The following is a 22644-nucleotide window of genomic DNA, read 5'->3' as shown; positions in this document are numbered from 1 at the left end:
AAAGCGCGCTACTGCCCGCGTGGCCCGCTTTCAAGGGCGATCCCGATCAGCACGCACCGATCCGGCGCGCCTCGGCGGAAAACTGGAACGGTTGCCCATCGACCACGCCCTGGCTTTCGATCTGGGCGATCTGCGCGGTTTCCTTGCGGATCTGAGTCCGCCCATAACCATGCCCCTGGCAGGTGTACTGCACGATCACGCGATTGTCCGTGTCTTCGATCACGAAGCGGCGGCAGCCCGGATGCCGATGGCGCAACTGGATGAATTCGCGCCCGTCACGCACGCAAATGCGATGCCGGGTGTTGTCGGACCGATTGCGGATTTCCCAACTTCCCGGGGCTAGACTGCTTAATGCTTCCAGCGCCTTGCCCTGGGCGATAACGGGGGTTGCGGGGCCGCAAAGCATCGATACGCCTGCCAGCGACAGCAAACCCCCACGGATTTTCGCAGATTTCTGCATAGGCATAACTCCGACCAAATCGGCCATTCGCTTCCATATGGCGCGTTAAGTTGCACCATACAAGCGACGAACTGACTTAATCCTGAATAGGGAAGAGGCGCGAACAAAACGCGCAATCGACCATAATGATCCCGTCGTCGTTGCGCATTGCGGCCCGCTCTTCCGAAGGGAACCGCGCCAGCACGTTCTCGAAATGCACCGTGGTGCAGCGGCAACCCCGGCTGAGGTATGGGCCCGGCGTGACGCGGATTTCCTCTTCTTCGTGAAACAGCCGCCAGAGCAGAGCTTCCAGCGACAGGGTGCCGTCGATGAGTTCTTCCGGGCGGATGGTGTCGCCGATAATGGCCACATGCTCCCATTCGGGGTGGTCCATGCGCACATGCAGCCGTTCCCGCCCTTCCTCGCCATCGGCAAGGTGCTGGAGAAGAATGCCCGAGGCCACCGGCTGATCAGTGGAGGTATCGACACTGACGCGAATCAGAGTCGGCACCTGTTCGGACTGGCCGAAATAGTTTTCGAATGCCGCGGTGATCGAATTGCCTTCGAGCGGGACGATCCCCTGATAGCGCTGATCGTTGGTGGCGAGATCGAATGTCACCGCGAGGAAGCCTTTGCCGAACAGCGTTTCCAGTGAAACGTCGGCACCCAGTTGCGCGACCCGTTCCGGATCGAACTGGACATAGCCGCGCAATTCGCCCCCGCGATAATCGCAGGCCAGCAGTTCGACGATACCGCTGTCGGTCTGCGCCTGGATCGTGACCTGGCTGCCGTCGTCCTTAAGCAGACCGCCGCTCAACGCGGCAAGCACCAGCGCCTCGGCCAGAAGATCGCGGATCGGCGTGGGATAGTCGTGCGCCGACAGGATCGTGCTCAACACGCTGTCCAACCGCACCATGCGGCCGCGGACGTGGCGCTGGGGCAGTGTGAAAGTCAGCAATCGGTCGGCGTAGGTTTCGTGTGTATCCGTCATCGCGCGGGATATGGGGTCGCAAGTCCGTTAAAGAAAGGGCGAGGGCGGGTTCAGATCGCTTCGAAGCACCACAAAAGCACGGATTTCTGCCCGTGAATGCGGTTTTCGGCTTCATCGAACACCACCGATGCCGGGCTTTCGAACACGCTTTCGGTCACTTCCTCACCGATATGGGCAGGCAGGCAGTGCAGGAAAATGGCATCCGGTTTGGCCCGTGTCATCAGCGCGTCGTTCACCTGAAACGGCATCATCGCTGCGATCTTCTGATCGGCGTGGTCCTGCCCCATCGAAACCCAGGTATCCGTGACCACCACATCCGCGCCATCGGCGGCGGTGGCGGGATCGTTGGTCAGCGTGACCTGGGCCCCGTTTTCACGGGCGAAAGCGATGAATTCGGGATCGGGTTCGTAGCCTGCGGGCGTGCCCACGCGGACATTGAACTTCATCAGCCCGGCCGCTTCGAGAATGGAATGCAGCACGTTGTTGCCGTCGCCCAGCCAGGCGACTTCCAGCCCGGGCAGGGGCTTGCGGCGTTCGACGATGGTCAGCAGATCGGCCACGATCTGGCAGGGATGCGAACGGTCGGTCAGTCCGTTGATCACCGGCACGGTGGCATGGCGGGCCATTTCCTCGATCTTGGCGTGATCGTCGGTGCGGATCATGATCGCATCGGCCATGCGCGAAAGCACGCGGGCGGTATCGGCGATCGATTCCCCGCGGCCAAGCTGCATGCTGCCCGATTCCATCACGATCGCGCTGCCGCCGAGCTGGCGCATGGCCATGTCGAAGCTGACCCGGGTGCGGGTGGAATTCTTCTCGAAGATCATCGCCAGAACGCGCCCGGCAAGCGGCGCATCGTCATCCGCCGCGCCTTTGGGGCGGCCTGCGCGCGCCGCCTTGCGGTCGATGGCGTCATTGATCATCGCGGCGAGCGCATCGCCGCCCGCATCGTTGAGATCGAGGAAGTGGCGGGCCATCAGACAGTCTCCGGCACGGTATAGCTGGATGCGCCTGCGGAGAGGCGTTCGAAGAACTCGTCGATTTCTGCGTCGCCGATCACCAGCGGCGGCACCAGGCGAAGTGTGTTGTCGCCCGCCGAAACGGTCAGCAGCCCGTGATTGTCACGCAGATGGGTGACGAAGGGGCGGGTTTCGACTTTCATTTTCAGGCCCAGCATCAGGCCCTTGCCCCGCACCAGTTCAAACAGATCCGGATAGTTGCCGATGAACTGTTCGAGCCGGCCCCTGATCCGTTCGCCCTTTTCTTGCACCTCGGTGATGAAATCCTCGTTGGCGACGGCATCGAGCACGGCGTTGCCCGCCGCCATGGCCAGCGGGTTGCCGCCATAAGTCGAACCGTGGGTGCCGAAGACCATGCCGCGCGCCGCCTTTTCGGTGGCCAGGCAGGCACCGAGCGGGAAGCCGCCGCCGAGACCTTTGGCGGTGGCGAGGATATCGGGCTGGATGCCGTAATGTTCGTAGGCATAGAACGCGCCGGTGCGGGCAACGCCCGTCTGCACTTCGTCGAGAACGAGCATCAGATCATGTTCGTCGGCCAGAGCGCGCAACCCGTGCATGAATGCGTCCGAAGCGACGCGAATACCGCCTTCGCCCTGAATCGGTTCGAGCAGGAATCCGGCGGTGTTCGGTCCGATGGCGGCCTTGGCCGCTTCCAGATCGTCGAATTCGACGTATTTGAAGCCGGGCAGGAGGGGCAGAAAGCCCTTGTGCATCTTGTCCTGGTTCGATGCGCTGATCGTGCCCAGTGTCCGCCCGTGGAAAGCGTTGTTGAACGTGATCAGTTCATACTTGTGATCGTTGCCCACATGCTGGTGATAGGCGCGCGCCGTCTTGATCGCGCATTCGACCGCTTCGGCGCCCGAATTGGTGAAGAACACCGTATCGGCGAAAGTGAGATCGACCAGCCGCCGGGCGAGCTGTTCGCCCTGCGGGCTGCCGTACAGGTTCGACACATGCATCAGCGTGGCCGCCTGCTGCTGGATCGCGCCGATCAGGCCCGGATGGGAATGACCGAGGATGTTGACGGCGATCCCGGCCGCGAAATCGAGGAATCGGCGGCCATCTTCGCTGATCAGGTGGCAATGTTCGCCACGCACCGGCCGCACATCGCACCGGGGGTAGACAGGCATCAGCGGTTCGATCGCCATCGATCGGGCTCCTCGAATTGCAGCGGCATCGGAAAGGGCCGCACCAGTAAAAAGAGAAAGGCGGCCCCCGAAAGGGCCGCCACACAGGTTGGTTTATGACGCTGTGGGCCGCCGGTCAAATATTCCGACCGTGGCCCTCGCGCTTAGCTGTTCAGCAGAACGAGGTTCACGGCCGAATGCTTGCCGCGTCGATCAACTTCGAGATCGAATTCGAGCCGATCCCCTTCGTTGAGTTCACGCATGCCGGACCGTTCCACCGCACTGATGTGAACGAAGGCATCGGGCTGCCCGTCATCGCGCGTGATGAAACCGAAGCCCTTCATCGCATTGAAGAACTTGACCGTTCCCGTTGCGCGTTCGCCGGTCAGCTGGCGCTGCGGCGTTTCGGCGCGCTGCTGCACGGGGATGACATCGCCGACGACCTGAAGATCGGCGGCCGAAATCTTCCCGCCGCGATCGACGAGGTTGAATTCGAGCGTCTGGCCTTCTGCCAGGCCTTCCAGCCCGGCGCGTTCCACGGCGCTGATGTGCACGAACACGTCTTCTCCGCCGTCTTCACGCTGGATGAAGCCGAAGCCTTTGTTGGCGTTGAAGAACTTTACAGCACCGCGGCCCGTGCCGACCACCTGGGCGGGCATGCCGCGCGGGGCGCCACCGCCACGAGGGCCGCCGCCGCCGAAACGGTCGCCACCGCCGCCGAAACGGTCACCGCCACCGCCGAAGCGATCGCCGCCGCCACGAGGGCCGCCACCGCCGCCGAAACGGTCACCTCCACCGCCGAAGCGGTCGCCGCCACCGAAGCGATCACCGCCCATGAAGGGGTCGAAGCCTTCTTCACCAAAACCGTCACGCTTGTCGCGTCCCCGACCGCGACGCCCTCTATCAAAACCCATAAAGCTGAACGTACCTTCGTTTCGCCCAAAATCTCAATTCGGTAACGCGGACGAATCGCCCCGAATCTGGCAGCAGTCGCAAAATTTGCGGCAAACTCCCCAACTATGCTTGGGTTCATAACGCAGAATCGGTGGCTGTGCGAATGATTTCAAAGCCGCTTGTGTTGTTTGCGCGCCACATCAAGCCCCTTTTCGAAAAAAAATGCGTGAATCGCCATCCGCAACACGGGCCCGCTTGCCTCGCATTCGCAGGTTCGGCAGAGAGGCGCGTTATGGAAATACTCGCACTTTTGTCCGATCCGGCAGCCTGGGCGGCGTTGATTACTCTCATCGCGCTCGAAGTCGTACTCGGCATCGACAATCTGGTGTTTATCGCCATCCTGTCGAACAAACTGCCGCCGGAGCAGCAGGCGCGCGCGCGCAAGATCGGCCTCAGCCTGGCGCTGATCATGCGAATCGCTTTGCTGATGGTGATCGGCTGGATCGTCACCTTGCAGACCCCACTGTTCGATCTGGGGATCGAGGGCGCGCGCGATGGCCATGGCATGCCCACATTCGAAACGGCCTTTTCCGGGCGGGATCTGATCCTGTTGGTGGGCGGCCTGTTCCTGCTGTGGAAAGCGACCAAGGAAATTCACCACAACATCGATCCTGCCCCTGCCAGCGGTAATCTGCTCGATCCCAAAAAGGGGGCGGTGCAGATGACATTTTCCGCTGCCATCGCGCAGATCATCGCGCTCGACCTGGTTTTCTCGATCGATTCGATCCTGACGGCCGTGGGCATGACCGATCACGTGCCGATCATGGTGACGGCGGTGATCATCACCGTGTCGATCATGCTCGTGGCCGCCGATCCGCTGGCGCGGTTCATCGAGAAGAATCCCACGCTGGTGATGCTGGCCCTAGCCTTCCTGGTCATGATCGGGCTGGTGCTGATCGCCGACGGGTTCGGCTTCCATGTGCCCAAGGGCTACGTCTATGCGGCGATGGGCTTCTCGGTCGCGGTCGAACTGCTCAACATGATTGGCCGCAACCGCAGGATGCGGCTCGCCGCGGCAGAGGAAGGCACCGCATCATGAGCGATTTCCGCAAACTGGAAGAGGGTATCTTCGCCAGCCCGCAGATCGCGGTGAGCGATATCGCCCAGGCCCGCGAACTGGGGGTGACGCTGGTGATCAACAACCGGCCGGAGGGCGAATCGCCCGATCAGACCCCGGGGGCCGACATCGAAGCCGCCGCGCGCGCTGCCGGGATGGACTATCTCTATATCCCCGTCACGCATGCCGGCTTCAGCGAAGGCCAGGTCAAAGCCATGGCCGAAGCACTGGCGCGCAATCAGGGGCCGGTGCTCGCCTATTGCCGTTCGGGCACGCGGTCGACGCTGCTGTGGTCGCTGGCGGAGGCAAGCCGTGGACGCAATGTCGACGATATCGCCACCGCCGCGGCGTGCGGCGGGTATGACGTGGCTCCCATCCGGCAATTGATGGACATGCTGGCCGCTCGTTCCTGATGGGCGATCAGCCCGGGCCCGGCGGGAGAATGCCCGCCGTGGTCAGAGCTTCGAGCAAAGCGCCGATTGCGGCGCGGGCTTCGGCATCGACCGTCGCACCGCCCGCCGGTGCCGTAACCGCATTGGCCGCCTGCCAATCCCCGGCGAAGCGCCAGTCTTGCCCGGTCGCGCGGTTGAATGCGCGCATTCCGTCGCGCGGCGCGATGAACAGCCATGTTCCGCTCTGGCGGCAGGCGATGCGCCCGGCATGGCCCGCCCAATCGCCTGTGGGGGCGGCATGCACCAGCCAGCAATCGCCTTCTTCCGGGGCGGGCGGCGGGCTGGCCGCTTCTCCTTCCACGGCGAGATGCAGCAGGGCATCGGTTAGCGCATGGGCTTCGTTGACCGTGAATTCCTTCTGCGCCTGCCCGGCGAACAGCAGAGGCAGGCGATAGCGCGGTGTGGCGGATGCGAACTGGATCGGATCGGTCATGATGGGCCTCAGGCAAGAGTGGTGAGGAGAAGGGGGTCGGATGGGGCGAACCGCCCGATCTGGCGGACCCAGAGCGGCTGGCCCGCATGGGCTTGTGCAAGCTGGAGCATGGTCTGCGCCGCAAGCGTGAGTGATGGCTGCATGGTTTCCCAGCGCATCGCGGGGGTAGGCGATGCCGATCAGCAGCAGCGCGAACAGGCCGCGCACCGCCCAGCCGATCGCCGCGCGCCAGACGCTGGCCTTGGCATCGCGCCATGCCTGCAAAAGCTGGCGCAACTCGCCGATATCGTCTTCCGCTCCCGGATCGGCGAGGCCTAGCCGGGCGAGCGTGCGGTTGGCGCCGATCTCGCTCGCTTCCTCGACAATCGCGCGCAGGGTGACGAGATCGCCCCCTTCGCCATTGGCCTGCGCGACCAGCCGCGCCAGCATGTCTTCGCTGTTCATGAGGGGGCTCCTTTGGAAGGTTCCGCTGCGGGGGTGATGCCGAGCAGTTCGCGCTTTTCATCGGCAGAGAGGAAATCGGCGTCGGAAAGCTGCGCCCATAGCCGCTCGCGGTCTTCGGCGAGCGCGGATAGCTGTGGCATGATGATTCCTCTTCGGAGCGAGAGTTGGTTGAATAGGGCTTCAGGCACTGGCGCGGCCTATTGGGCGCGCCTGGCTACCACCCCGCCTTTGGCGGTTATGGTCGGCTTTATCGACCGCAGCGCTCACTTCGTCATGCTGACCTTGTTTCAGCATCCATCACGCCTACGGCGCGACGGTATGAGTGGAGACATGGACCCTGGAGCCGAAGGCGTGCTCGCACAAATCAAGTGCAGGGTGACGATGTAGAACTGTGGGGAAGGCGGCAGCGCCGATTCGTATTATCGCGATGTTCCGTTTCTCTAACCGTATAGCGTCACGATGTCAAGTGAAAATAACCAAATAGGTTATTTCCTAACGCTTGCGGGCGGGGCAGGGGTGATTTACACGGGCTTTCGCGCAGCCCGTCCGGGATGCGGGAGCCGCGGCAGATCACCGGCCGCCTCCGATCACGATACCGTTCCCGGGCCGGTTCTGGCGGTTTTCTGGAGATTTCGATGCTGCGGCGATTGTACGACTGGACCATGGCCAAGGCGGCGCATCCCCATGCCGAATGGTGGCTGGCGCTGTTCTGCTTCGTGGAAGCGAGCTTCTTCCCCATCCCGCCGCACCCGCTGCTCGGCCTGATGTGTCTTGCCGAACCGCGCAGAGCGGTGCGCTTCGCCGCGATCGCCACGCTCGCCTCGGTGGCGGGCGGGTTCCTCGGCTATGCTATCGGCTGGGGGCTTTACGATGTGGTCGGCGAACAGTTGCTCGCTCTGCTCGGGTTGACCGAGAGCTTCCCGGTCGCCGCCTGCTACTTGCGCGAAACCGGTTTCTGGATCTTCGTCGCCAAGGGGGCGACGCCGATCCCGTTCAAGCTGCTGACGATCACCGCCGGGTTCATCGGCATGAACCTGCTGACATTCGCGCTGGCCAGCCTCGTCTCGCGCTCGATCAGCTTCATGATCGTGGGTGTGTTGTTCCGCCTGTTCGGCACCCCGATCAAGCGCTTCATCGACAAGTACCTCGGGCTGGTGACGATCGCTTTCGTCGCGGCGATCATCGCGGGCTTCCTCGCCATCACGCTCCTGTCGGGCGAAGGGCAGGAAACCACCGAAAAATGCGCCCACGCGACCGAAGTCCATCCAGGGAACTGATCGCGGGGCACGGGGCCGGGCTGCAAAGCCCGGCCGCACCGGTCACAGGCGGCAGCGCTTCCACTGGCCATGGCGGGTGAGATAGCGGTCGGTGCGCGGGTTGTAATGGCGGTAGCGCCGCTGGCAGGCATAGACGTGCCGTTCCCAGCGGCTGTTCGCATGCCGCCAGGTCCTGCGCGGTTGGTGATGGCGATAGCGTTCGCGGTGTTCGTAGCGTGGTTCGTAGCGATGCCGCTCATAGCGTTGTTCGTGGCGATGGCGATCGTACCGGTCGTACCGATCATGGGCTGCGGCGGCCGTGCCACCCAGGGCAAGCGAAAGCGCGATGGCGAAGCTCACAAGTTTCATGGCGGTTCTCCGAAGTCAGGGGGTGGAGTGCCCTTCGTGAGCGGCGGAATCTGTGCGGAGAATGAACCACGAGCCGTATTTGCGGCGAACGCGCGGGCGGGCGGGACAGGCCGCCACCTGGCGGAAAATCGGCTTTCCACACGGGAAGAGGGAACCTGTAGCCAACCTAAACGGCAGGTTCATATGCAATTCAGCGGGGTCTGCTAGACATGGCCTTGCTGATGCGGCTTCTCCCCCCTCCCAGCCGCTGACGCATGACTTCTCCCCCCGCGGAAGGCCGTAGTTCGCTACGGCCTTCCTTTTTTTGTCCTGCACGGGGCGATCCCCTGATAATGGCGCCGGTTCGGCACCGCCTCCTCGCCTATTCCCAGTCGAGCGCGCCCTTTTTCCATTCGTAGAGAAAGCCGATGGTCAGGATGCCGAGAAAGATCATCATCGCGATCCAGGCTTCCCAGCCAAGATCGAAAACCACCACCGCCCACGGAAACAGGAAAGCAACCTCAAGGTCGAAGATCAGGAACAGGATCGCGACGAGGTAGAAGCGCACGTTGAACGGGCTGCGCGGTGTGGTGAACGCGGGAAAGCCGGATTCGTATTCGGACAGTTTTTCGGTGTTGGGCCGGTGCGTGCCGGTGATGCGGGAAACCGCCATCGGGAAAAGCGTGAACAGCGCTGACAGCGCCAGTGCGATGCCGAGGAAAATCAGGATCGGCAAATAGTCGCCGAGCGCGAACGCTGCCCCGCTGTCGAGGGGCAGGGCGGCGAGGGGCGGGGGGGACGGCATGGATGCTCCTTTTCCAAGAGAGCCGGGCCGTCCCGGACTTGAACCCTGCACCGTGCAGGTGAGGACGTTGCCTCGTTAGTGGACGGATGTGGCCGCCCGCGATGCGCTCAACCTGGCGAGGACAGTTTCATGAGCACCAGCCCGCTGACGATCAGCGCCGCCGCGCCCATGCGCATCGCGCTGGCCTGTTCGCCGAGGACGATCACGCCGATGGCGAACGCCCCGACGGCGCCGATCCCGGTCCAGATGGTGTAGGCCGTGCCCAGCGGCAGACTTTTCATCGCCAGCGCCAGCAGCGCGAAGCTGGCGATCATGGTCACGATGGTGATGGATGTCGGCACGAGCCGGGTGAAACCGTATGATTGCTTCATCGCATAGGCCCAGATGATTTCGAGAATACCGGCCGCAACAAGATAAGCCCAGGCCACAACAGCCTCCTTTCGAGTAAGCTGCCGGGCCGTCCCGGACATTTTTTCCCGCCGATGACAGGGAAGGCCGTCCTTGCTCTCTGCAACATAGCCGCAGGGCGCCACCGGGGCAAGTCGCCCCCCGGGCGCCCACCAGGTCCGTTCAGCCGAGCGCGGCCCGGTCGACGAAGGGCGAAAGGTCCATATGGTGCGTGTCCGGGTCCCGCGGATCGGTCAGCACGGTGATCATGCGCCCCTGCAGGCGGTCGGTGGGATCGACCCACACGGGTTCGCTTTCGAACCGCCGCAGGGCGCCGGTCCGGGGATCCTGGCCTTGCGCCACCACGCGATAGGGGTGGTCGCCGTTCCGCGCGATCCGGGTGTCGCGGAACACGTGGAGGAAGCGTGCCTGGATCGGCTGGCCGCCGCGCAGCAGCCGGGCCTTGCGCCGCCCGGCACGCAGATCGACGATCAGCAGCATGGCGCCGAGAATCGCGAACAGCAGCCCCAGCGGCCCGATGATGAGCAGCGCGCCCAACCGGCCCCAGAGATCGTCGATCACCGCCCGCTCCGGCGTTTGCGGATCGTAGAGCACCGGCACCCGTTCCCCCCGCGAAAAGCGCGGCGGGCGCGATGCGATGCCATCGGCAAATTCGTGCATCTGCCCCTGCCGGTCGGCGAAGCGGACGATGGCGGTGTAGGTCACTCCGCCATCTTCGTCGCGGCCCGGCATCAGAGCATGCACCACCCCTGCTGCGCGCAGATCGTCGCGGCTGGCCTCGTTGCGCTGCGCCAGCAGGAACAGCGAGATCGCCAGCATGGCCGCCCCCACCAGCGTGAAAATGCCGCCCACAAGCCGGAACACATTGGTCATGGTGCGCGGTTGTAGAGAGCGGCTTCATGCCTGACAATGGCCGGTCCATGCGGGCATTTGGGGCTCCGCGTCCACGCCCCCGGCGCATTGCCGCTTGCCCCGCACGGCGGCTTCGGGCACGGATGGTCCTTATGAAGTCCGCCCCGTGTATCACCTGCATCGGGTTCCCGCGCCGTTGACGTGAGGAACCGTGCCCGAACCGGCCAATGGCCCGTTCGGCGATGGTATTCGTATATCCGGCGGCAGGGGCCCCGTTTCGCCCGCCGCCTTCGCAAAGGCGATTTCATGGACAATTTCTTCGATAGCCCGTTCCGGGGCATTCCGCTCGACCGGCAGGTGACGCATCCCAATATCGCGGTGGGCCGGTACAGTTACTATTCCGGCTACTACCATGGGCACAGCTTCGACGATTGCGCCCGCTTTCTCTTGCCCGGCGAGGACGCCGACAAGCTGATCGTCGGCAGTTTCTGCTCGATCGGTTCCGGGGCCAGTTTCATCATGGCGGGCAATCAGGGGCACAGGGCCGACTGGATCAGCACCTTTCCGTTCTTCTTCTATCCCGATGCGCCGGAATTCGCCGGTGCGGCCAACGGCTATCGCCCGGCGGGCGATACCGTGATCGGGCACGATGTGTGGATCGGCAGCGAAGCCGTGGTGATGCCGGGCGTCACCATCGGCCATGGCGCGGTGATCGGCACGCGCGCGGTGGTGGCGCGCGATGTCGAACCCTATGCCGTGGTCGTGGGCAATCCGGGCAAGCCGGTGCGCAAGCGCTTCGACGAACCGGCGATTGCCCAATTGCTGGAAATGGCGTGGTGGGACTGGCCGATAGACCACCTGCTCCAAGCCCTGCCCTTGCTGACCGGTGACGGTGTCGCAGCGCTACACCGCTACTGGCGGGATTGCGTGCAGGCGTAGCCGGGGCGGGTTTCGTTCACCCCTGAAAATCGGCGATATCCAGCGAGATTTCGGCGTTGAGCAGCTTGGAGACCGGGCAATTGGCCTTGGCATCGGCGGCGATGGCCTCGAACCGCGCGCGTTCCATGCCCGGCACGCGGGCGGTGAGGGTCAGCGCCGAGCGGGTGATGGTGAACCCGTCACCCTCCTTGTCGAGCGTGACTTTGGCCTCGGTTTCCAGGGTGCCTTCGCTGTGCCCGGCGCGGTTGAGCGCGAAAGACAGCGCCATGGTGAAGCAGCTTGCGTGGGCCGCGGCGATCAGTTCCTCGGGATTGGTGCCCTGCTTATCCTCGAACCGGGTCTGGAATCCGTAGGGCTGATCGCTGAGCGCGCCCGACCCCGTGGACACGTGGCCCACGCCGTCCTTGCCCAATCCTTCGTATTTCGCGCTGCCGGTCTTGATAATCGCCATGGGGGCCTCCTTGCCTGATGGAGAAACGATGCCTCAGGCAGCGGAAAGTTCCCGGCGATTGCGGCGTCTGTATGTGCGGGCCGAACGCCACGGGTGGCGCGATGACCGGTGATGTGCGCCGCATTGACTTTCGCCGCGCCGGACGATCAACTGGCATCGGCAGATCGGCGAACGGGGCCAACCCGTCTGCGATCGAAACGAGGGTGCATGGGCATATGATTGGCGTATCTCTGATTCCGAAGCGGTCCGATTTTTCCCGTGAGCAGTTCAAGGACTACTACGAGAACGTGCATTCCCGCCTGGGCATGAAATATTTCAAGTTCAGCAAATACTTGCGCAATCACGTGATCGAAGCGTCGCCGGGGATATGGTTCGACGTTTTCATGCAATGTAGGATGGCCCCCGATTTCGATCACGTCGCGGTCAATTTCGATCCGGCGATCCGCGCCATCTTCGACGAGGATGAGCATGCCTTCATGACACCGGAGGACATGCGTTCCGGCTCGATTGACGAACGGGTCATTAGCGGCCCGGCGGTGGACATTGCCCCCAAGGGCGCGCGCCGCCAGCTTCTCCTGATCCGCAAGCCCGACGGCGTGGCCCCGGACCCGTTTGATGCCGCGCTGGCTGCCTATGGCCTTGCCCTTGCCGATGAGCCGACGGTCGGCACGGTGACCGTGGGCGTGGTGAACGGGGAATCGGTCGGCTATTCCTCGCTTCCCTACGATGCGGTCATCAGCCTCTGGCTGAAGGGCGAGGCCCCGGCGATCACCGCGTTGCCGGAATCGGAAAATTTCATTCTCGATGCGTGGATTCTCGCCGAAGTCTGCGAGGATGAACCCGCCATGCTCGCCGCCGCGTTCGGGGCACGCTGAACAGGGGAATGCCCCGGGCTGCGGCACTTCGGGCATACGCAAGGCAGTTTGGATGGAGGAACGATCCGCCTGCGGCGCGCGCCGTGCCGCGTGACGGCACCTGATCTCGTCTCGCCCGGCGAGGGAAATCAAACTGCTCATCCGATCGGATGAAGGGCGAAAATCGGAATCACCATACAAGGGGGACCTGTGCCGAACGCGGGTGATGGTGGCCGTGCGCGGCACATCTGCGTGTGGCGATCGGAAGAGCGAAATCGGGAGGAACAGCATGACATTGGGAGATAACGGCAAAGTCATGGTCCGGATCGGAATGAACGAATTCCAGAAAAAGACCACAAACGGGGCTGTTCCCTACACCGCCGAGGAAATCGCGCAGGACGCCATCCGGTGCGGGAAATCGGGCGGCACGATCGCGCATTTCCATTCGCGCCTGAACGATGGCCGGCAAGCGCTGGAGGATGACCGGAATGGGGCGAACATTTACCGCCGGGCGCTCGATCTCGCGGCCCGCCAGAGCAACATCATCATGGAGCCGACCAATATGCCGTATGGCGTGGTCAGCCCTTCGGATCGGGCAGACCTGCCGCATATCTGGGCTCTCGACGAACAGCCCCCGGAACATGGCGGGCTTGAGATCGTCAATATCGACGCGTTCCGGTTCGAACATCTGAAATCGGGTTACGATGTGCATCGCAACCGGCTGGTTACTATCGATGATAGCCAGTCGTTGCGGCCGGACCTGCCGTTCCGTTTGCCGTCATGCGTCCAAGAAGTGCTCGACAGGGGGTACACGCCCTTCTTCGGGGTGTTCAACATGGCGGATTTGCGATTGCTGGGTGCCTATGCGCGGGAAGGCCTGATCCCGAAGCCGGTGTTGGTTTCGATCAATTTCTTCTGTGATCTGATGTGGGGCCCCACGCCGTCGATCGAAGGGCTGGACGCCTTTCTCTGGCAATGGCGGCACATGGATGTGGATTCCGAAGTCAACCTGTTCATCGCCGGTCTGCCCGACATGAAAACCTACGAGTATTTCCAGGAAGCGACGCTGGACCGGGGCATTTCGATGCGTGTCGGAATGGGGGACCATGCCGCCATTTTCCCGGGCGGCAATGCGCAGATGGTCGATCACTACGTCGATCTTCTCATTCGCCGCGGCTTCACGCCCGCAACGCCCAACGATCTGCGTCAGCGGGCGGGCCTGTCGCCGCGGGATGCACTCCTATCGGCCGCATAGCCTAAAGCGTGCATCGCAGCGCGAAAGCCCCGGGCGCTCGATCCCATTATCGAGGCATGACCTCAGGCGGCAGGCCGGAACGGCGGCCGCCTGAGAGACATTATCGCGGAATCAGATAATCCCCACCGCTTTGCCCGCGCGTTCGAACATGCCGAGAATCGCCTGCACCTGATCGGCCGAATGTTCGGCACAGAGCGAACAGCGCAGCAGAGTCATGTTGGCGGGGGTTGCCGGGGGGCGGGCCAGATTGACGTAGAGCCCTTCGTGCAGCAGCGCTTCCCACATCGCCGCGCCGCGTTCGAGATCGGGCATGATAACGGCGATGATCGCGCTTTGCGGCGCTTCGGTGCCGATTTCGAAGCCCAGCGCTTTCAGCCCGGCGTGCAGCGTGCGCGAATTTTCCCACAGGTGGGCGCGCTTGTTCCCGGCGTGCATGAGGCTGCGGATCGAGGTGGCGGCGGTGGCGACCACGCTCGGCGGCAGGCTGGCGGTGAAGACGTAAGGGCGGCAAACCAGCCGCATGATTTCGAATTTCGGGTGGTTCGAGACGCAGAACCCGCCGACCGTGCCGACGCTTTTCGAAAAGGTGCCGATCACGAAATCGACCTGATCGAGCACGCCCTGTTCTTCGGCCACGCCGCGCCCGTTGGGCCCGATGAAGCCCATCGAGTGCGCTTCGTCGACCAGCACCATGGCATCGTACTTCTTGGCGACGGCGATCATCTCCTTCAGCGGGGCGATATCGCCCAGCATCGAATAGACCCCTTCGAGCACGACCAGCTTGCCCGCGCCTTCGGGAATGCGGCGCAGGCGCTTTTCCATCGCATCGATATCGTTGTGCTTGAACGGCACGACCTGCGCATTGCCCAGCGCGCAGCCATCCCAGATCGAAGCGTGGCTGTCGATATCGAGGACGATGTAATCGTCCTTGCCCGCGATGGTGGAAATGATCCCGAGATTGGCCTGATAGCCGGTGGAGAACACCATGGCATGATCCATGGCGTAGAAATCCTTCAGCGCCTCCTCCACCTCGCGGTGGCCCTGATAGGTGCCGTTGAGCACCCGGCTGCCGGTGGTGCCGGCGCCGAAATTCTCCAGCGCATCCTTGCCCGCGCGGATCACGTCGGGGTCGAACGTCATGCCCATATAGTTGTAGGTGCCGAGCAGGATCGTATCGCGCCCGTTGCAGATCGCCCGCGTGGGGGAGAGCACTTTCTCCATCACCAGATTGAACGGATCTTCGAGCCCGCTGGCGAGCAGCGCCTCACGCTGCTGGATCAGCGGGTCGAACTTGCTGAACAGGTCGGTCTTGCTGACGGCGTCGGTCATGCTCTCAATCGCCCTTGAGCTTGCACACGGCATTGACCAACTGGCCGTAATTCTCGATTTCGGCCTGCTGGTTCATGCTGATGATGATGTCGAATTCATCCTCGATCGCGGCGACGAAATCCATCACCGTCAGGCTGTCGAATTCGAGATCGCCCGCGAAAGTGGTGGCATCGGCGATAGTTACGCCCTTCTTGTTGAAGGGGGCGATCAAGCCGCGGATACGTTCGTCAACTTGGGCACGGTCCATATGGAAACTCCTGATGCATCGTACCCGCTGGCGCAGCCGGGTTTCGACGAACGATAAAGGGCGGCACGATGGCTTGGCTAGAAATCAGACAATTGCGGCGCAAAAGGGGCGCGGGCGGCGATTGTCAAGCGGTGGCGTCCTGCAGGCGCCCTTCCAGCAGGGTGCGCACCGCGGCCATGAACGGCCCGATGGAGACCGGTTTGGCCAGATATCCTTCCGCGCCCGCTTCGCGGATGCGTTCTTCATCCCCTTTCCCGGCATAGGCGGTGACGGCCAGAACCGGGGTGTTGCGCAGCTTGGCATCGCGCTTGATATCGGAAATGAGATCGAGCCCGGAGATATTGGGCAACTGGATGTCCATGATGATGAGATTGGGCACGAAATCCGCCGCGCGACCCAGCGCGTTTTCGCCATCGGCCACCGGTTCCACCGAAAAGCCGTTGGCGACGAGGACATCGCAAAACAGCTTCCGGTTGAGATCGTTGTCCTCGACCACCAGAATCCGCTTCATTCTTCAGCCCCTGTGCTCATCGGTTCTCATCCGGTCTTGAACCGGGTACATCCGCCCCGATCTTAGAAGCCGAGAAAGGCGGTGACAAATTATTTACCGTGATCAACCCCCGCATTCGGGTGTTCAGGCCGATCCCCAGGCGTTGGCGCTGGCCGCGCTCGGCTGGATACTGGCGGACGAGGACCGCGCCATGCGCCTGCTTGCGCTGACCGGGCTGACGCCCGATGGCCTGCGCGCCGGGCTGACCGATTCGGCGGTGCTCGGTGCGGTGATGGATTATCTCGCCGCGCACGAACCCGATCTGGTCGCCGCCGCCGATGCGCTGGAGATCCCGCCCGAACGCCTTGTCCGGGCCGCGATGGAGTTGTCACGATGAGCCGCCCCCTGCTGATTTCCGACTGCGATGAAGTGCTGCTGCATATGATGGTGCATTTCCGCGACTGGCTGGAAGAAGCGCACGAGATCGCGTTCCATCTCGATGGCCGCGATTTCCACCATGCCATGCGCTATCGCGATGGCGGCCAGGTGGAAATCGCGCGGATGTGGGAACTGCTCGACGGATTCTTCGACACCGAAATGCATCGCCAGACACCGATTCCCGGCGCTCTGGAAGCGCTGGAGGCCTTGGCGGCCGATGCTGACGTGGTGATTTTGACCAATCTTTCCGATCACCGCCGCGAAGCGCGTGTGCGCCAGTTGGCCACGTTGGGTCTCGATATCCGCGTGTTCACCAATCAGGGACCGAAAGGCCCGGCACTGCGCGCGATCATCGAGGAATACCGCCCGAATCGCACCGTATTCATCGACGATCTGGCCCAGCATATCGAATCGGCGGCGGAAATCGTGCCGGATGTGGCGCGCCTGCATCTGATCGGAGAACCGCTGGTGGCGCCGCACCTGCCCTGCGCTTTCCAGCAGGGCCATGCCCATGCCCGGATCGACCGGTGGGATGAGGCCTTGCCATGGCTGCGCGAAAAATTGCATGGACCGGCGCTATGAGCATCGAAAGCAAACTCGCCGAACTCGGCATCGTCCTGCCCGAACCCGCCGCGCCGGTGGCGGCCTATGTCCCCGTGGTTGTCCATGGCGGCATGGCACACGTTTCGGGGCAATTGCCTTTCATCGACGGGCAACTCGTCACCGGCCGTCTGGGCGAGGATGTCGCGCTCGAACAGGGCGCGGCCGCCGCGCGGGCCTGCGGTCTGATGATCCTGGCGCAGCTCAAGGCGGCGCTCGGTTCGCTCGACCGGGTGGAACGGGTGGTGAAACTGGGCGCGTTCGTCAGCTCCACCGGCGATTTCACCGATCAGCCGAAAATCGCCAACGGCGCCTCGGAACTGATGGCGCAGGTGTTCGGCGATGCGGGGAAACACGCCCGCAGCGCGGTGGGGGTGCCGGTTCTCCCGCTGGGCGCGGCGGTCGAGGTGGACGCGATCGTTGCTGTTCGCGGCGATTGATCGCTGGCGGGCGCCGGCACCGTCTGCCGAAAAAGTCCGCTGGTTGACACAGCAGGGCTATGCCCATCGCGGCCTGCATGGCGATCGCGTACCCGAAAATTCGCCTACCGCCTTTGCCGGGGCGATTGCCCGGGGGCTGGGGGTAGAATGCGATGTCCAGCGCAGCGGCGATGGGCAGGCGGTGGTGTTCCACGATTGGGAACTGGACCGGTTGACCGATGCCAGCGGCGCCGTGAGTGAACGATCCGCCGCGCAACTGGGTGCGATCCGGCTCAAAGGCGGCGAAGACACGATCCCATCGCTCGCGGCGGTGCTACGGCAGGTGCGCGGACAGGTGCCGATCCTGATCGAAGTAAAATCGCGCCGGGACAAGCGGGTGTTCGCCCTGTGCCTTGCCGTGCGGCGTGCGTTGGAAGGCTATACCGGGCAGCATGCGGTGATGAGCTTCGATCCGCGCGTTTCGCGCTGGTTCGCCAGATATTCGCCGCACACCGTGCGCGGGCTGGTGGTGACGGAGGAAAACGCCCGCACACTGAGCGGGCGAGGCCGCCGTTATCTGGCGCTGTGGCATGCGCGGCCCGATTTCCTCGCCTATGACATTCGCGATCTGCCCAGCAGCTTCCCCGAAGCGCAGCGCAAGCGCGGGTTGCCGGTGCTGACCTGGACGGTGCGCAGCCCGGAACTGGCCGCGCGCGCCGCACAATACGCCGATGCGCCGATCGCGGAAGGGGGCGGTCTGGGGTGAGCGAGAGCGATCCTCTGGCGGCTCGGGTGTTCGCGGCGGTCGGGGCGATCGACGCCGCCAGCTGGGATGCGCTGGCGGGGCCGGGCAATCCGTTCATCAGCCATGCTTTCCTGACCGCGCTGGAAGATTCGGGCAGCGTCGGGCCGGGCACGGGCTGGACCCCGGTGCCCATCGGGATCGAAAGCCTGGACGGGCGCCTGCTGGCGGCGATGCCCGCCTATCTCAAGGGGCACAGCCAGGGCGAATATGTGTTCGATCATAGCTGGGCCGATGCCTGGCATCGCACCGGGCACGACTATTATCCCAAATTGCAGATCGCCGCGCCGTTCACCCCGGCCACGGGCCCGCGCCTGCTGCTGTCGGACGGCAGTCTCGCCCGGCCGCTGCTGCGCGCGGCGGAATCGCTCTGCCTGCAACAGGGCTTCTCCTCCGCCCACGCCACCTTCATCGAACCGGCGCAACTGCCGCTGTTCGAACAGGCGGGGTGGTTGCCGCGCAGCGATATCCAGTTTCACTGGACCAATCGCGGCTATGCCGGGTTCGACGATTTCCTCGACGATCTCGCCTCGCGTAAGCGTAAGGCGCTGCGCAAGGAACGTGCCGCCGCCCAGGCAGGGGTGACGATCCGCCAGTTGCAGGGCGATGCCATCGAACCGCGGCATTGGGATGCGTTCTGGGAATTCTATCAGGATACCGGCGCGCGCAAATGGGGCACGCCCTATCTGACGCGGGAAGCGTTCACGCTGCTGGGGGAACGCATGGCCGACCGGATTCTGCTGGTTCTGGCTTATGATGGCGCGGAACCGATTGCTGGCGCGCTCAATTTCATCGGCCCGGATGCGCTATACGGCCGCTATTGGGGCTGCACGCGCGACAAGCCGTTCCTGCATTTCGAACTGTGTTATTATCAGGCCATCGACGCGGCGATCAGGCTGGGTCTCGGCCGGGTGGAAGCGGGCGCGCAGGGCGGGCACAAGCTGGCCCGGGGTTACGAACCGGTGCGGACATGGTCCGCTCATTGGATCGCCAATGCCGGGTTCCGCCAGGCGGTGGCCGATTTCCTGGAGCGGGAACGCGAAGGAATCGCGCAGGACCAGCTTTACCTCGGCCAGCATACCCCGTTTCGCAAGGGATAGGCCGCTGCCGGGCAAGATCGGGCTCAGGCTGCGCGGCGTTGCGTGGCCAGCCAATGACGGGCGCGGCGCTGGGCTTCGGCGATTTCGCGCGGGCTCATCTCCTCGGCCAGATCGGCGCGGCACCAGGCTGCTTCTTCATGCCCGCGCGCGGCGGCGATGTTGAACCATTTGTGCGCTTCGATCAGATCGACTGGCGTGCCGTGGCTGCCGCTCGAAAAAGTCATGCCCAGATCGAAATATCCTGCCGCGTCGCCGCTTTCCGCCATGGCGAGGCTCGCCGCGATCAGCAGGTCGGGCCGTATCGTCCCCGCGGACGCGGCGGTGAAAGCGTGGTGTGCCATTGTCATCGATCAATCCCCCGAATGCGGCGAATTTTCCTTTTCGCCGCCGGGAAATATGCCTTGCGATGGTCAACAAACCGTTAAGCATAAAAAGGCTTGGCGCATGAGCGGGAAAAGGGTGCCTCGTTCGGCTGCGCTTAATCCGCGTGGGATAAAGCGGGTGGGTGAATGGTGCTTGTGCAGGATTTGGCGCATCCTTATAGGCGCCCTCGACCGAAAGGTCGCGCCACCGGGAACACCCGGGGCATGCAGGTCGGAAATGAGCATTGATGACGGGCGGAGGTCCTATGGCGACGGTTCTGAGTGACGATATCGATATTCTGGCCAAGGCGCGGCGTGCAATCGGTGGGGATTACACCCCCGGCGAAGATGAAGAATACATGTCCGAAGCGCAGCAGGATTATTTCCAGCGCCTGCTGCTGGAATGGAAGAAGCTGATTCTCTCGGCCTCGGCCGGTACATTGCAATCGCTTCAGGATGGGCCGCTGCGCGAACCCGATCTCAACGATCGCGCGTCGAGCGAAACCGACTGGGGCATCGAACTGCGCACGCGCGACCGGCAGCGCAAGCTGATCGCCAAGATCGATTCGGCGCTGCGCCGGATTGACGAGGGCGAATACGGCTATTGCGAAGTGACCGGCGACCCCATCGGCATCCGCCGTTTGGCCGCGCGCCCGATCGCGACGATGACTGTGGAAGCGCAGGAAGCGCACGAGCGCCGGGAAAAGGTTTCGCGCGACGATTGAACGATTTCGGGACGCTTTCGCAAAACCGCTCGGTCGAATGTTCGTTTGCTGTTATCTAGTCGTATCCGCTCACCGGCCCGCGTCAGTGGCGGACTATGCAACCCTTGATCGTTGACAGGACCGATGAGCAACGTCGACACCCGCCAAACGCCTCGCGACAGCCTTTTCCTTCTCGCTCTTCTGCAGCTTGAAGGCGAAGCGCAGCAACACCGGATCAAAGTCCGCAATCTCTCCGCCGGGGGCATGATGGCCGAAGGGCCGGTGCGTGTTCGCCGGGGGGCGCTGGTCAAAGTGGAATTGCGCAATGTCGGCTGGGTTCCGGGAACGGTGGCCTGGGTGCAGGACGACCGTTTCGGCATCGCTTTCGCCGAGGAAGTGGACCCCAAGCTGGTGCGCCAGCCGGTGGCGGGGCGGGGCGACGATCCGGAACCCGCCTATATCCGCGCGCATTCGCGGAGCGTCTTCAGCACATCCCCGGGCGCGCTTCGCAAAATTTGATCGGCAGCGCGCTTTGCCGCTGACCGGGCTGCGGCTTGCTGCTAGACCGTAGGCATGGCCTTGCGTCGCATCCATTTTTCCTTGGTTTTCGGGCTGGCATTGACCGTTTCGGCGTGCGGCTGGGTCGGCGATGACGGCACGCTGGACATGGTGCTGATCGGCACGCCGGAAGACATGTATGCCAAGGCTCTGCCGTTGCCCGATGCGGCGCAGGAACTGCGCAGCGCGACGGCGGGCGGGCTGGTCGGATTCGATGGGGCAGGGCAGGTCGCGCCCGCGCTGGCCGACCGCTGGATCGTGACCGACGACGGCAAAAGCTACATTTTCCGCATGCGCGAAGGAACGTGGCCCGATGGCGCCGAACTGACCGGGGAAAGCGTGCGCGATGCCTTGCGCCGGGCCCTGCGCGAACTGCGCGGGACCGCGCTGGGCCTCGATCTTGCGGGCATTTCCGAAGTGCGCGCGATGGCTGGGAGAGTGGTCGAAATCCGCCTGTCTTCCCCGATGCCCGATCTGCTGCAATTGCTGGCCCAGCCCGAACTCGGCCTGATTCGAGGGGGCAAGGGCAGCGGGCTTCTGCGGGTCGAACGCAAGGGCGATATCGCCCGGCTTATCCCGGTTCCGCCGGAACGGCGCGGATTGCCCGCCATCGAAGGGTGGCTGGACAATGTGCGCGAACTTGAAGTGCGGGCCTTTCCCGCCCGCAAGGCCATCGCCCTGTTCAACGATGGCGATGTCGACGTGGTGCTGGGCGGGCGGATCGAATATCTGCCCCTGGTCGATACCGGCCCGCTGTCGCGCGGCACGGTGCGGATGGACCGGGTGGCCGGGTTGTTCGGCCTGCGGGTCGTTTCGGACGAAGGGTTTCTCGCCGAACCGTCGCGGCGGGAAGCGCTGGCCATGGCGATCGACCGTGACAAGCTGATCGCTCCGTTCAATGTCAGCGGCTGGCAGGCGACCACGCGGATGGTCGCGCCGGGCACGCCGCGCGATCTGGGTATTGTCGGCGAACGCTGGACCACTATGTCCATGGACCAGCGGCAGGCCGAAGCGGCGCGGAGAGTGCGGGCGTGGCGGGCCGAAAATGGCGATCAGCCGGCGCGGCTGTCGATCGCCATTCCCGAGGGGCCGGGGGCGGATACGGTGTTCGAAAGCCTGCGCGCCGATCTTGCCGCCGCCGGGATCACTGCATGGCGGGTGCGGGCGCCCGCCAAGGCCGATCTGGTGCTGATCGATGAAGAAGCGCGCTATGCCGGGGCAAGCTGGTATCTCAACCAGTTCAATTGCAGGCTGAAAACGGGGCTGTGTTCGCCCGAGGCCGATGCACGCGTGGCGGAATCGCTTTCCGCGCCCGATGTCGGCAGCGTTTCGGCGCTGCTGGCCGAAGCGGAAGCCGAATTGATGGCGGCCAACGTCTATATTCCGTTCGGCGTGCCTTTGCGCTGGTCGCTGGTGCGTGGGAACGTGGAAGGGTTCGAACCGAATATCTGGGGAGTCCATCCCTTGTCGGCGCTGGCGCTCGTTCCCAGATAAGCGCGAAGGAGATCGCG

30 protein-coding genes and 1 pseudogene are annotated in these 22644 nt (G+C 63.7%); 14 read left to right on the top strand and 17 right to left on the bottom strand.

Translation table 11 applies throughout. From position 1 onward, the window contains the following. Positions 1-46: 46 nt before the first annotated feature. The 5 genes from K5X80_RS00510 to K5X80_RS17160 all read right to left on the bottom strand — a co-directional run bounded on the left by K5X80_RS00510 (position 47) and on the right by K5X80_RS17160 (position 4490). Positions 47-460: a DUF3617 domain-containing protein gene (locus K5X80_RS00510; protein ID WP_222558927.1), complete on the bottom strand. Its 414-nt coding sequence runs from the start codon at positions 458-460 to the stop codon at positions 47-49. A 76-nt stretch (positions 461-536) separates the two neighbouring features. Continuing rightward, the gene (hslO, locus tag K5X80_RS00505) at positions 537-1430 is read right to left on the bottom strand and encodes an Hsp33 family molecular chaperone HslO (protein ID WP_222558926.1); all 894 of its coding nucleotides are present in this window, start codon (positions 1428-1430) and stop codon (positions 537-539) included. Between the two features lie 50 nt (positions 1431-1480). Beyond that, entirely contained in the window at positions 1481-2407 is a 927-nt protein-coding gene (gene argF / locus K5X80_RS00500) for an ornithine carbamoyltransferase (RefSeq protein WP_222558925.1), read from the bottom strand. Then, positions 2407-3597 (bottom strand): aspartate aminotransferase family protein, encoded by a 1191-nt coding sequence (locus K5X80_RS00495; RefSeq protein ID WP_222558924.1) that lies wholly within the window; start codon positions 3595-3597, stop codon positions 2407-2409. The genes argF and K5X80_RS00495 overlap by 1 nt, the downstream gene beginning before the upstream one ends. A 143-nt stretch (positions 3598-3740) precedes the next feature. Beyond that, entirely contained in the window at positions 3741-4490 is a 750-nt protein-coding gene (locus tag K5X80_RS17160; RefSeq protein ID WP_283249197.1) for a cold-shock protein, read from the bottom strand. A 272-nt stretch (positions 4491-4762) separates the two neighbouring features. On the opposite strand from K5X80_RS17160, the gene K5X80_RS00480 reads away from it, so the two are divergent. Both K5X80_RS00480 and K5X80_RS00475 read left to right on the top strand, forming a co-directional pair. Beyond that, positions 4763-5569 (top strand): TerC family protein, encoded by an 807-nt coding sequence (locus K5X80_RS00480; RefSeq protein WP_222558923.1) that lies wholly within the window; start codon positions 4763-4765, stop codon positions 5567-5569. Continuing rightward, positions 5566-6000 carry a protein tyrosine phosphatase family protein gene (locus tag K5X80_RS00475; protein WP_222558922.1) on the top strand — a complete coding sequence of 145 codons (435 nt, stop codon included), beginning with the start codon at positions 5566-5568 and terminating at the stop codon, positions 5998-6000. Before K5X80_RS00480 ends, K5X80_RS00475 begins: the two co-directional genes overlap by 4 nt. A gap of 7 nt (positions 6001-6007) precedes the next feature. Here the strand turns inward: K5X80_RS00475 and K5X80_RS17155 are convergent, their stop codons facing one another. The 3 genes and pseudogenes from K5X80_RS17155 to K5X80_RS00465 form a co-directional block, all read right to left on the bottom strand. After that, a complete protein-coding gene (locus K5X80_RS17155) occupies positions 6008-6607 on the bottom strand; it encodes a DUF2793 domain-containing protein (protein WP_349306077.1) in 600 nt (199 codons plus the stop codon). Between the two features lie 33 nt (positions 6608-6640). Continuing rightward, a pseudogene (locus tag K5X80_RS17150) lies at positions 6641-6916 on the bottom strand (DUF6127 family protein); the annotation flags it as partial. Next, complete coding sequence (locus K5X80_RS00465; protein WP_222558920.1) at positions 6913-7056, bottom strand: hypothetical protein; 144 nt, start codon at positions 7054-7056, stop codon at positions 6913-6915. The pseudogene K5X80_RS17150 and the gene K5X80_RS00465, both read right to left, overlap by 4 nt. Before the next feature lie 495 nt (positions 7057-7551). Between K5X80_RS00465 and K5X80_RS00460 the strand changes: the two genes are divergently transcribed. Further along, positions 7552-8193: a YqaA family protein gene (locus K5X80_RS00460; protein ID WP_222558919.1), complete on the top strand. Its 642-nt coding sequence runs from the start codon at positions 7552-7554 to the stop codon at positions 8191-8193. A 42-nt stretch (positions 8194-8235) separates the two neighbouring features. Here K5X80_RS00460 and K5X80_RS00455 read toward each other — a convergent pair whose 3' ends face one another. The 4 genes from K5X80_RS00455 to K5X80_RS00440 form a co-directional block, all read right to left on the bottom strand. Beyond that, positions 8236-8541, bottom strand: a complete 306-nt coding sequence (locus K5X80_RS00455) for a BA14K family protein (protein ID WP_222558918.1) — start codon at positions 8539-8541, stop codon at positions 8236-8238. A 361-nt stretch (positions 8542-8902) separates the two neighbouring features. After that, the gene (ndhC, locus tag K5X80_RS00450) at positions 8903-9325 is read right to left on the bottom strand and encodes an NADH-quinone oxidoreductase subunit A (RefSeq protein ID WP_222558917.1); all 423 of its coding nucleotides are present in this window, start codon (positions 9323-9325) and stop codon (positions 8903-8905) included. Between the two features lie 107 nt (positions 9326-9432). Then, positions 9433-9753 carry a DMT family transporter gene (locus K5X80_RS00445; RefSeq protein WP_222558916.1) on the bottom strand — a complete coding sequence of 107 codons (321 nt, stop codon included), beginning with the start codon at positions 9751-9753 and terminating at the stop codon, positions 9433-9435. 142 nt (positions 9754-9895) lie between these two features. Continuing rightward, on the bottom strand, positions 9896-10606 hold the full coding sequence (locus K5X80_RS00440) for a DUF3592 domain-containing protein (RefSeq protein ID WP_222558915.1): 711 nt from the start codon (positions 10604-10606) through the stop codon (positions 9896-9898). A gap of 285 nt (positions 10607-10891) precedes the next feature. On the opposite strand from K5X80_RS00440, the gene catB reads away from it, so the two are divergent. Beyond that, positions 10892-11524 carry a type B chloramphenicol O-acetyltransferase gene (gene catB, locus K5X80_RS00435; RefSeq protein WP_222558914.1) on the top strand — a complete coding sequence of 211 codons (633 nt, stop codon included), beginning with the start codon at positions 10892-10894 and terminating at the stop codon, positions 11522-11524. 16 nt (positions 11525-11540) lie between these two features. On the opposite strand, the gene K5X80_RS00430 is transcribed toward catB, so the two are convergent. After that, positions 11541-11975 (bottom strand): OsmC family protein, encoded by a 435-nt coding sequence (locus K5X80_RS00430; RefSeq protein WP_222558913.1) that lies wholly within the window; start codon positions 11973-11975, stop codon positions 11541-11543. Positions 11976-12190: 215 nt separating this feature from the next. Between K5X80_RS00430 and K5X80_RS00425 the strand changes: the two genes are divergently transcribed. Next, a complete protein-coding gene (locus K5X80_RS00425; RefSeq protein ID WP_222558912.1) occupies positions 12191-12850 on the top strand; it encodes a hypothetical protein in 660 nt (219 codons plus the stop codon). A 268-nt stretch (positions 12851-13118) separates the two neighbouring features. Continuing rightward, positions 13119-14084, top strand: coding sequence for a 3-keto-5-aminohexanoate cleavage protein (locus K5X80_RS00420; RefSeq protein WP_222558911.1), 966 nt, complete (start codon positions 13119-13121; stop codon positions 14082-14084). A 111-nt stretch (positions 14085-14195) separates the two neighbouring features. Here the strand turns inward: K5X80_RS00420 and spt are convergent, their stop codons facing one another. The 3 genes from spt to K5X80_RS00405 form a co-directional block, all read right to left on the bottom strand. Next, positions 14196-15413, bottom strand: coding sequence for a serine palmitoyltransferase (gene spt / locus K5X80_RS00415; protein ID WP_222558910.1), 1218 nt, complete (start codon positions 15411-15413; stop codon positions 14196-14198). Between the two features lie 4 nt (positions 15414-15417). Next, positions 15418-15660 (bottom strand): acyl carrier protein, encoded by a 243-nt coding sequence (locus K5X80_RS00410; RefSeq protein WP_222558909.1) that lies wholly within the window; start codon positions 15658-15660, stop codon positions 15418-15420. Between the two features lie 124 nt (positions 15661-15784). Next, positions 15785-16171, bottom strand: a complete 387-nt coding sequence (locus K5X80_RS00405; RefSeq protein WP_222558908.1) for a response regulator — start codon at positions 16169-16171, stop codon at positions 15785-15787. 142 nt (positions 16172-16313) lie between these two features. On the opposite strand from K5X80_RS00405, the gene K5X80_RS00400 reads away from it, so the two are divergent. From K5X80_RS00400 to K5X80_RS00380, 5 genes are read left to right on the top strand one after another with little or no spacing between them, the layout of a single operon-like run. Next, on the top strand, positions 16314-16547 hold the full coding sequence (locus tag K5X80_RS00400; RefSeq protein WP_222558907.1) for a DUF3572 family protein: 234 nt from the start codon (positions 16314-16316) through the stop codon (positions 16545-16547). Then, complete coding sequence (locus K5X80_RS00395) at positions 16544-17170, top strand: HAD family hydrolase (RefSeq protein WP_222558906.1); 627 nt, start codon at positions 16544-16546, stop codon at positions 17168-17170. The genes K5X80_RS00400 and K5X80_RS00395 overlap by 4 nt, the downstream gene beginning before the upstream one ends. Beyond that, entirely contained in the window at positions 17167-17628 is a 462-nt protein-coding gene (locus tag K5X80_RS00390) for a RidA family protein (protein WP_222558905.1), read from the top strand. The genes K5X80_RS00395 and K5X80_RS00390 overlap by 4 nt, the downstream gene beginning before the upstream one ends. Further along, positions 17609-18373: a glycerophosphodiester phosphodiesterase family protein gene (locus K5X80_RS00385; RefSeq protein ID WP_283249196.1), complete on the top strand. Its 765-nt coding sequence runs from the start codon at positions 17609-17611 to the stop codon at positions 18371-18373. The genes K5X80_RS00390 and K5X80_RS00385 overlap by 20 nt, the downstream gene beginning before the upstream one ends. Then, on the top strand, positions 18370-19509 hold the full coding sequence (locus K5X80_RS00380; RefSeq protein ID WP_222558903.1) for a GNAT family N-acetyltransferase: 1140 nt from the start codon (positions 18370-18372) through the stop codon (positions 19507-19509). Before K5X80_RS00385 ends, K5X80_RS00380 begins: the two co-directional genes overlap by 4 nt. Before the next feature lie 23 nt (positions 19510-19532). Here K5X80_RS00380 and K5X80_RS00375 read toward each other — a convergent pair whose 3' ends face one another. After that, positions 19533-19850, bottom strand: a complete 318-nt coding sequence (locus tag K5X80_RS00375) for an SEL1-like repeat protein (RefSeq protein WP_502778667.1) — start codon at positions 19848-19850, stop codon at positions 19533-19535. A 287-nt stretch (positions 19851-20137) separates the two neighbouring features. Between K5X80_RS00375 and dksA the strand changes: the two genes are divergently transcribed. From dksA to K5X80_RS00360, 3 genes are all read left to right on the top strand, one after another. Continuing rightward, positions 20138-20596, top strand: a complete 459-nt coding sequence (gene dksA / locus K5X80_RS00370; RefSeq protein ID WP_222558902.1) for an RNA polymerase-binding protein DksA — start codon at positions 20138-20140, stop codon at positions 20594-20596. 123 nt (positions 20597-20719) lie between these two features. Next, positions 20720-21094: a PilZ domain-containing protein gene (locus K5X80_RS00365; protein ID WP_222558901.1), complete on the top strand. Its 375-nt coding sequence runs from the start codon at positions 20720-20722 to the stop codon at positions 21092-21094. 54 nt (positions 21095-21148) lie between these two features. Continuing rightward, positions 21149-22627: an ABC transporter substrate-binding protein gene (locus tag K5X80_RS00360; protein WP_222558900.1), complete on the top strand. Its 1479-nt coding sequence runs from the start codon at positions 21149-21151 to the stop codon at positions 22625-22627. Positions 22628-22644: the final 17 nt, after the last annotated feature.

The sequence above is a fragment of the Caenibius sp. WL genome (genome assembly GCF_019803445.1).
Classification (GTDB): domain Bacteria; phylum Pseudomonadota; class Alphaproteobacteria; order Sphingomonadales; family Sphingomonadaceae; genus Caenibius.
This window is presented reverse-complemented; position numbering and strand designations above follow the sequence as displayed.

Bases quoted from the DNA above. Each gene is read 5' to 3' on its own strand.
- K5X80_RS00510 (WP_222558927.1), bottom strand. From the start codon at position 460: ATGCAGAAATCTGCGAAAATCCGTGGGGGTTTGCTGTCGCTGGCAGGC.
- hslO (WP_222558926.1), bottom strand. From the start codon at position 1,430: ATGACGGATACACACGAAACCTACGCCGACCGATTGCTGACTTTCACA.
- argF (WP_222558925.1), bottom strand. From the start codon at position 2,407: ATGGCCCGCCACTTCCTCGATCTCAACGATGCGGGCGGCGATGCGCTC.
- K5X80_RS00495 (WP_222558924.1), bottom strand. From the start codon at position 3,597: ATGGCGATCGAACCGCTGATGCCTGTCTACCCCCGGTGCGATGTGCGG.
- K5X80_RS17160 (WP_283249197.1), bottom strand. From the start codon at position 4,490: ATGGGTTTTGATAGAGGGCGTCGCGGTCGGGGACGCGACAAGCGTGAC.
- K5X80_RS00480 (WP_222558923.1), top strand. From the start codon at position 4,763: ATGGAAATACTCGCACTTTTGTCCGATCCGGCAGCCTGGGCGGCGTTG.
- K5X80_RS00475 (WP_222558922.1), top strand. From the start codon at position 5,566: ATGAGCGATTTCCGCAAACTGGAAGAGGGTATCTTCGCCAGCCCGCAG.
- K5X80_RS00465 (WP_222558920.1), bottom strand. From the start codon at position 7,056: ATGCCACAGCTATCCGCGCTCGCCGAAGACCGCGAGCGGCTATGGGCG.
- K5X80_RS00460 (WP_222558919.1), top strand. From the start codon at position 7,552: ATGCTGCGGCGATTGTACGACTGGACCATGGCCAAGGCGGCGCATCCC.
- K5X80_RS00455 (WP_222558918.1), bottom strand. From the start codon at position 8,541: ATGAAACTTGTGAGCTTCGCCATCGCGCTTTCGCTTGCCCTGGGTGGC.
- ndhC (WP_222558917.1), bottom strand. From the start codon at position 9,325: ATGCCGTCCCCCCCGCCCCTCGCCGCCCTGCCCCTCGACAGCGGGGCA.
- K5X80_RS00440 (WP_222558915.1), bottom strand. From the start codon at position 10,606: ATGACCAATGTGTTCCGGCTTGTGGGCGGCATTTTCACGCTGGTGGGG.
- catB (WP_222558914.1), top strand. From the start codon at position 10,892: ATGGACAATTTCTTCGATAGCCCGTTCCGGGGCATTCCGCTCGACCGG.
- K5X80_RS00430 (WP_222558913.1), bottom strand. From the start codon at position 11,975: ATGGCGATTATCAAGACCGGCAGCGCGAAATACGAAGGATTGGGCAAG.
- K5X80_RS00425 (WP_222558912.1), top strand. From the start codon at position 12,191: ATGATTGGCGTATCTCTGATTCCGAAGCGGTCCGATTTTTCCCGTGAG.
- K5X80_RS00420 (WP_222558911.1), top strand. From the start codon at position 13,119: ATGACATTGGGAGATAACGGCAAAGTCATGGTCCGGATCGGAATGAAC.
- spt (WP_222558910.1), bottom strand. From the start codon at position 15,413: ATGACCGACGCCGTCAGCAAGACCGACCTGTTCAGCAAGTTCGACCCG.
- K5X80_RS00410 (WP_222558909.1), bottom strand. From the start codon at position 15,660: ATGGACCGTGCCCAAGTTGACGAACGTATCCGCGGCTTGATCGCCCCC.
- K5X80_RS00405 (WP_222558908.1), bottom strand. From the start codon at position 16,171: ATGAAGCGGATTCTGGTGGTCGAGGACAACGATCTCAACCGGAAGCTG.
- K5X80_RS00395 (WP_222558906.1), top strand. From the start codon at position 16,544: ATGAGCCGCCCCCTGCTGATTTCCGACTGCGATGAAGTGCTGCTGCAT.
- K5X80_RS00390 (WP_222558905.1), top strand. From the start codon at position 17,167: ATGAGCATCGAAAGCAAACTCGCCGAACTCGGCATCGTCCTGCCCGAA.
- K5X80_RS00375 (WP_502778667.1), bottom strand. From the start codon at position 19,850: ATGGCACACCACGCTTTCACCGCCGCGTCCGCGGGGACGATACGGCCC.
- dksA (WP_222558902.1), top strand. From the start codon at position 20,138: ATGGCGACGGTTCTGAGTGACGATATCGATATTCTGGCCAAGGCGCGG.
- K5X80_RS00365 (WP_222558901.1), top strand. From the start codon at position 20,720: ATGAGCAACGTCGACACCCGCCAAACGCCTCGCGACAGCCTTTTCCTT.
- K5X80_RS00360 (WP_222558900.1), top strand. From the start codon at position 21,149: ATGGCCTTGCGTCGCATCCATTTTTCCTTGGTTTTCGGGCTGGCATTG.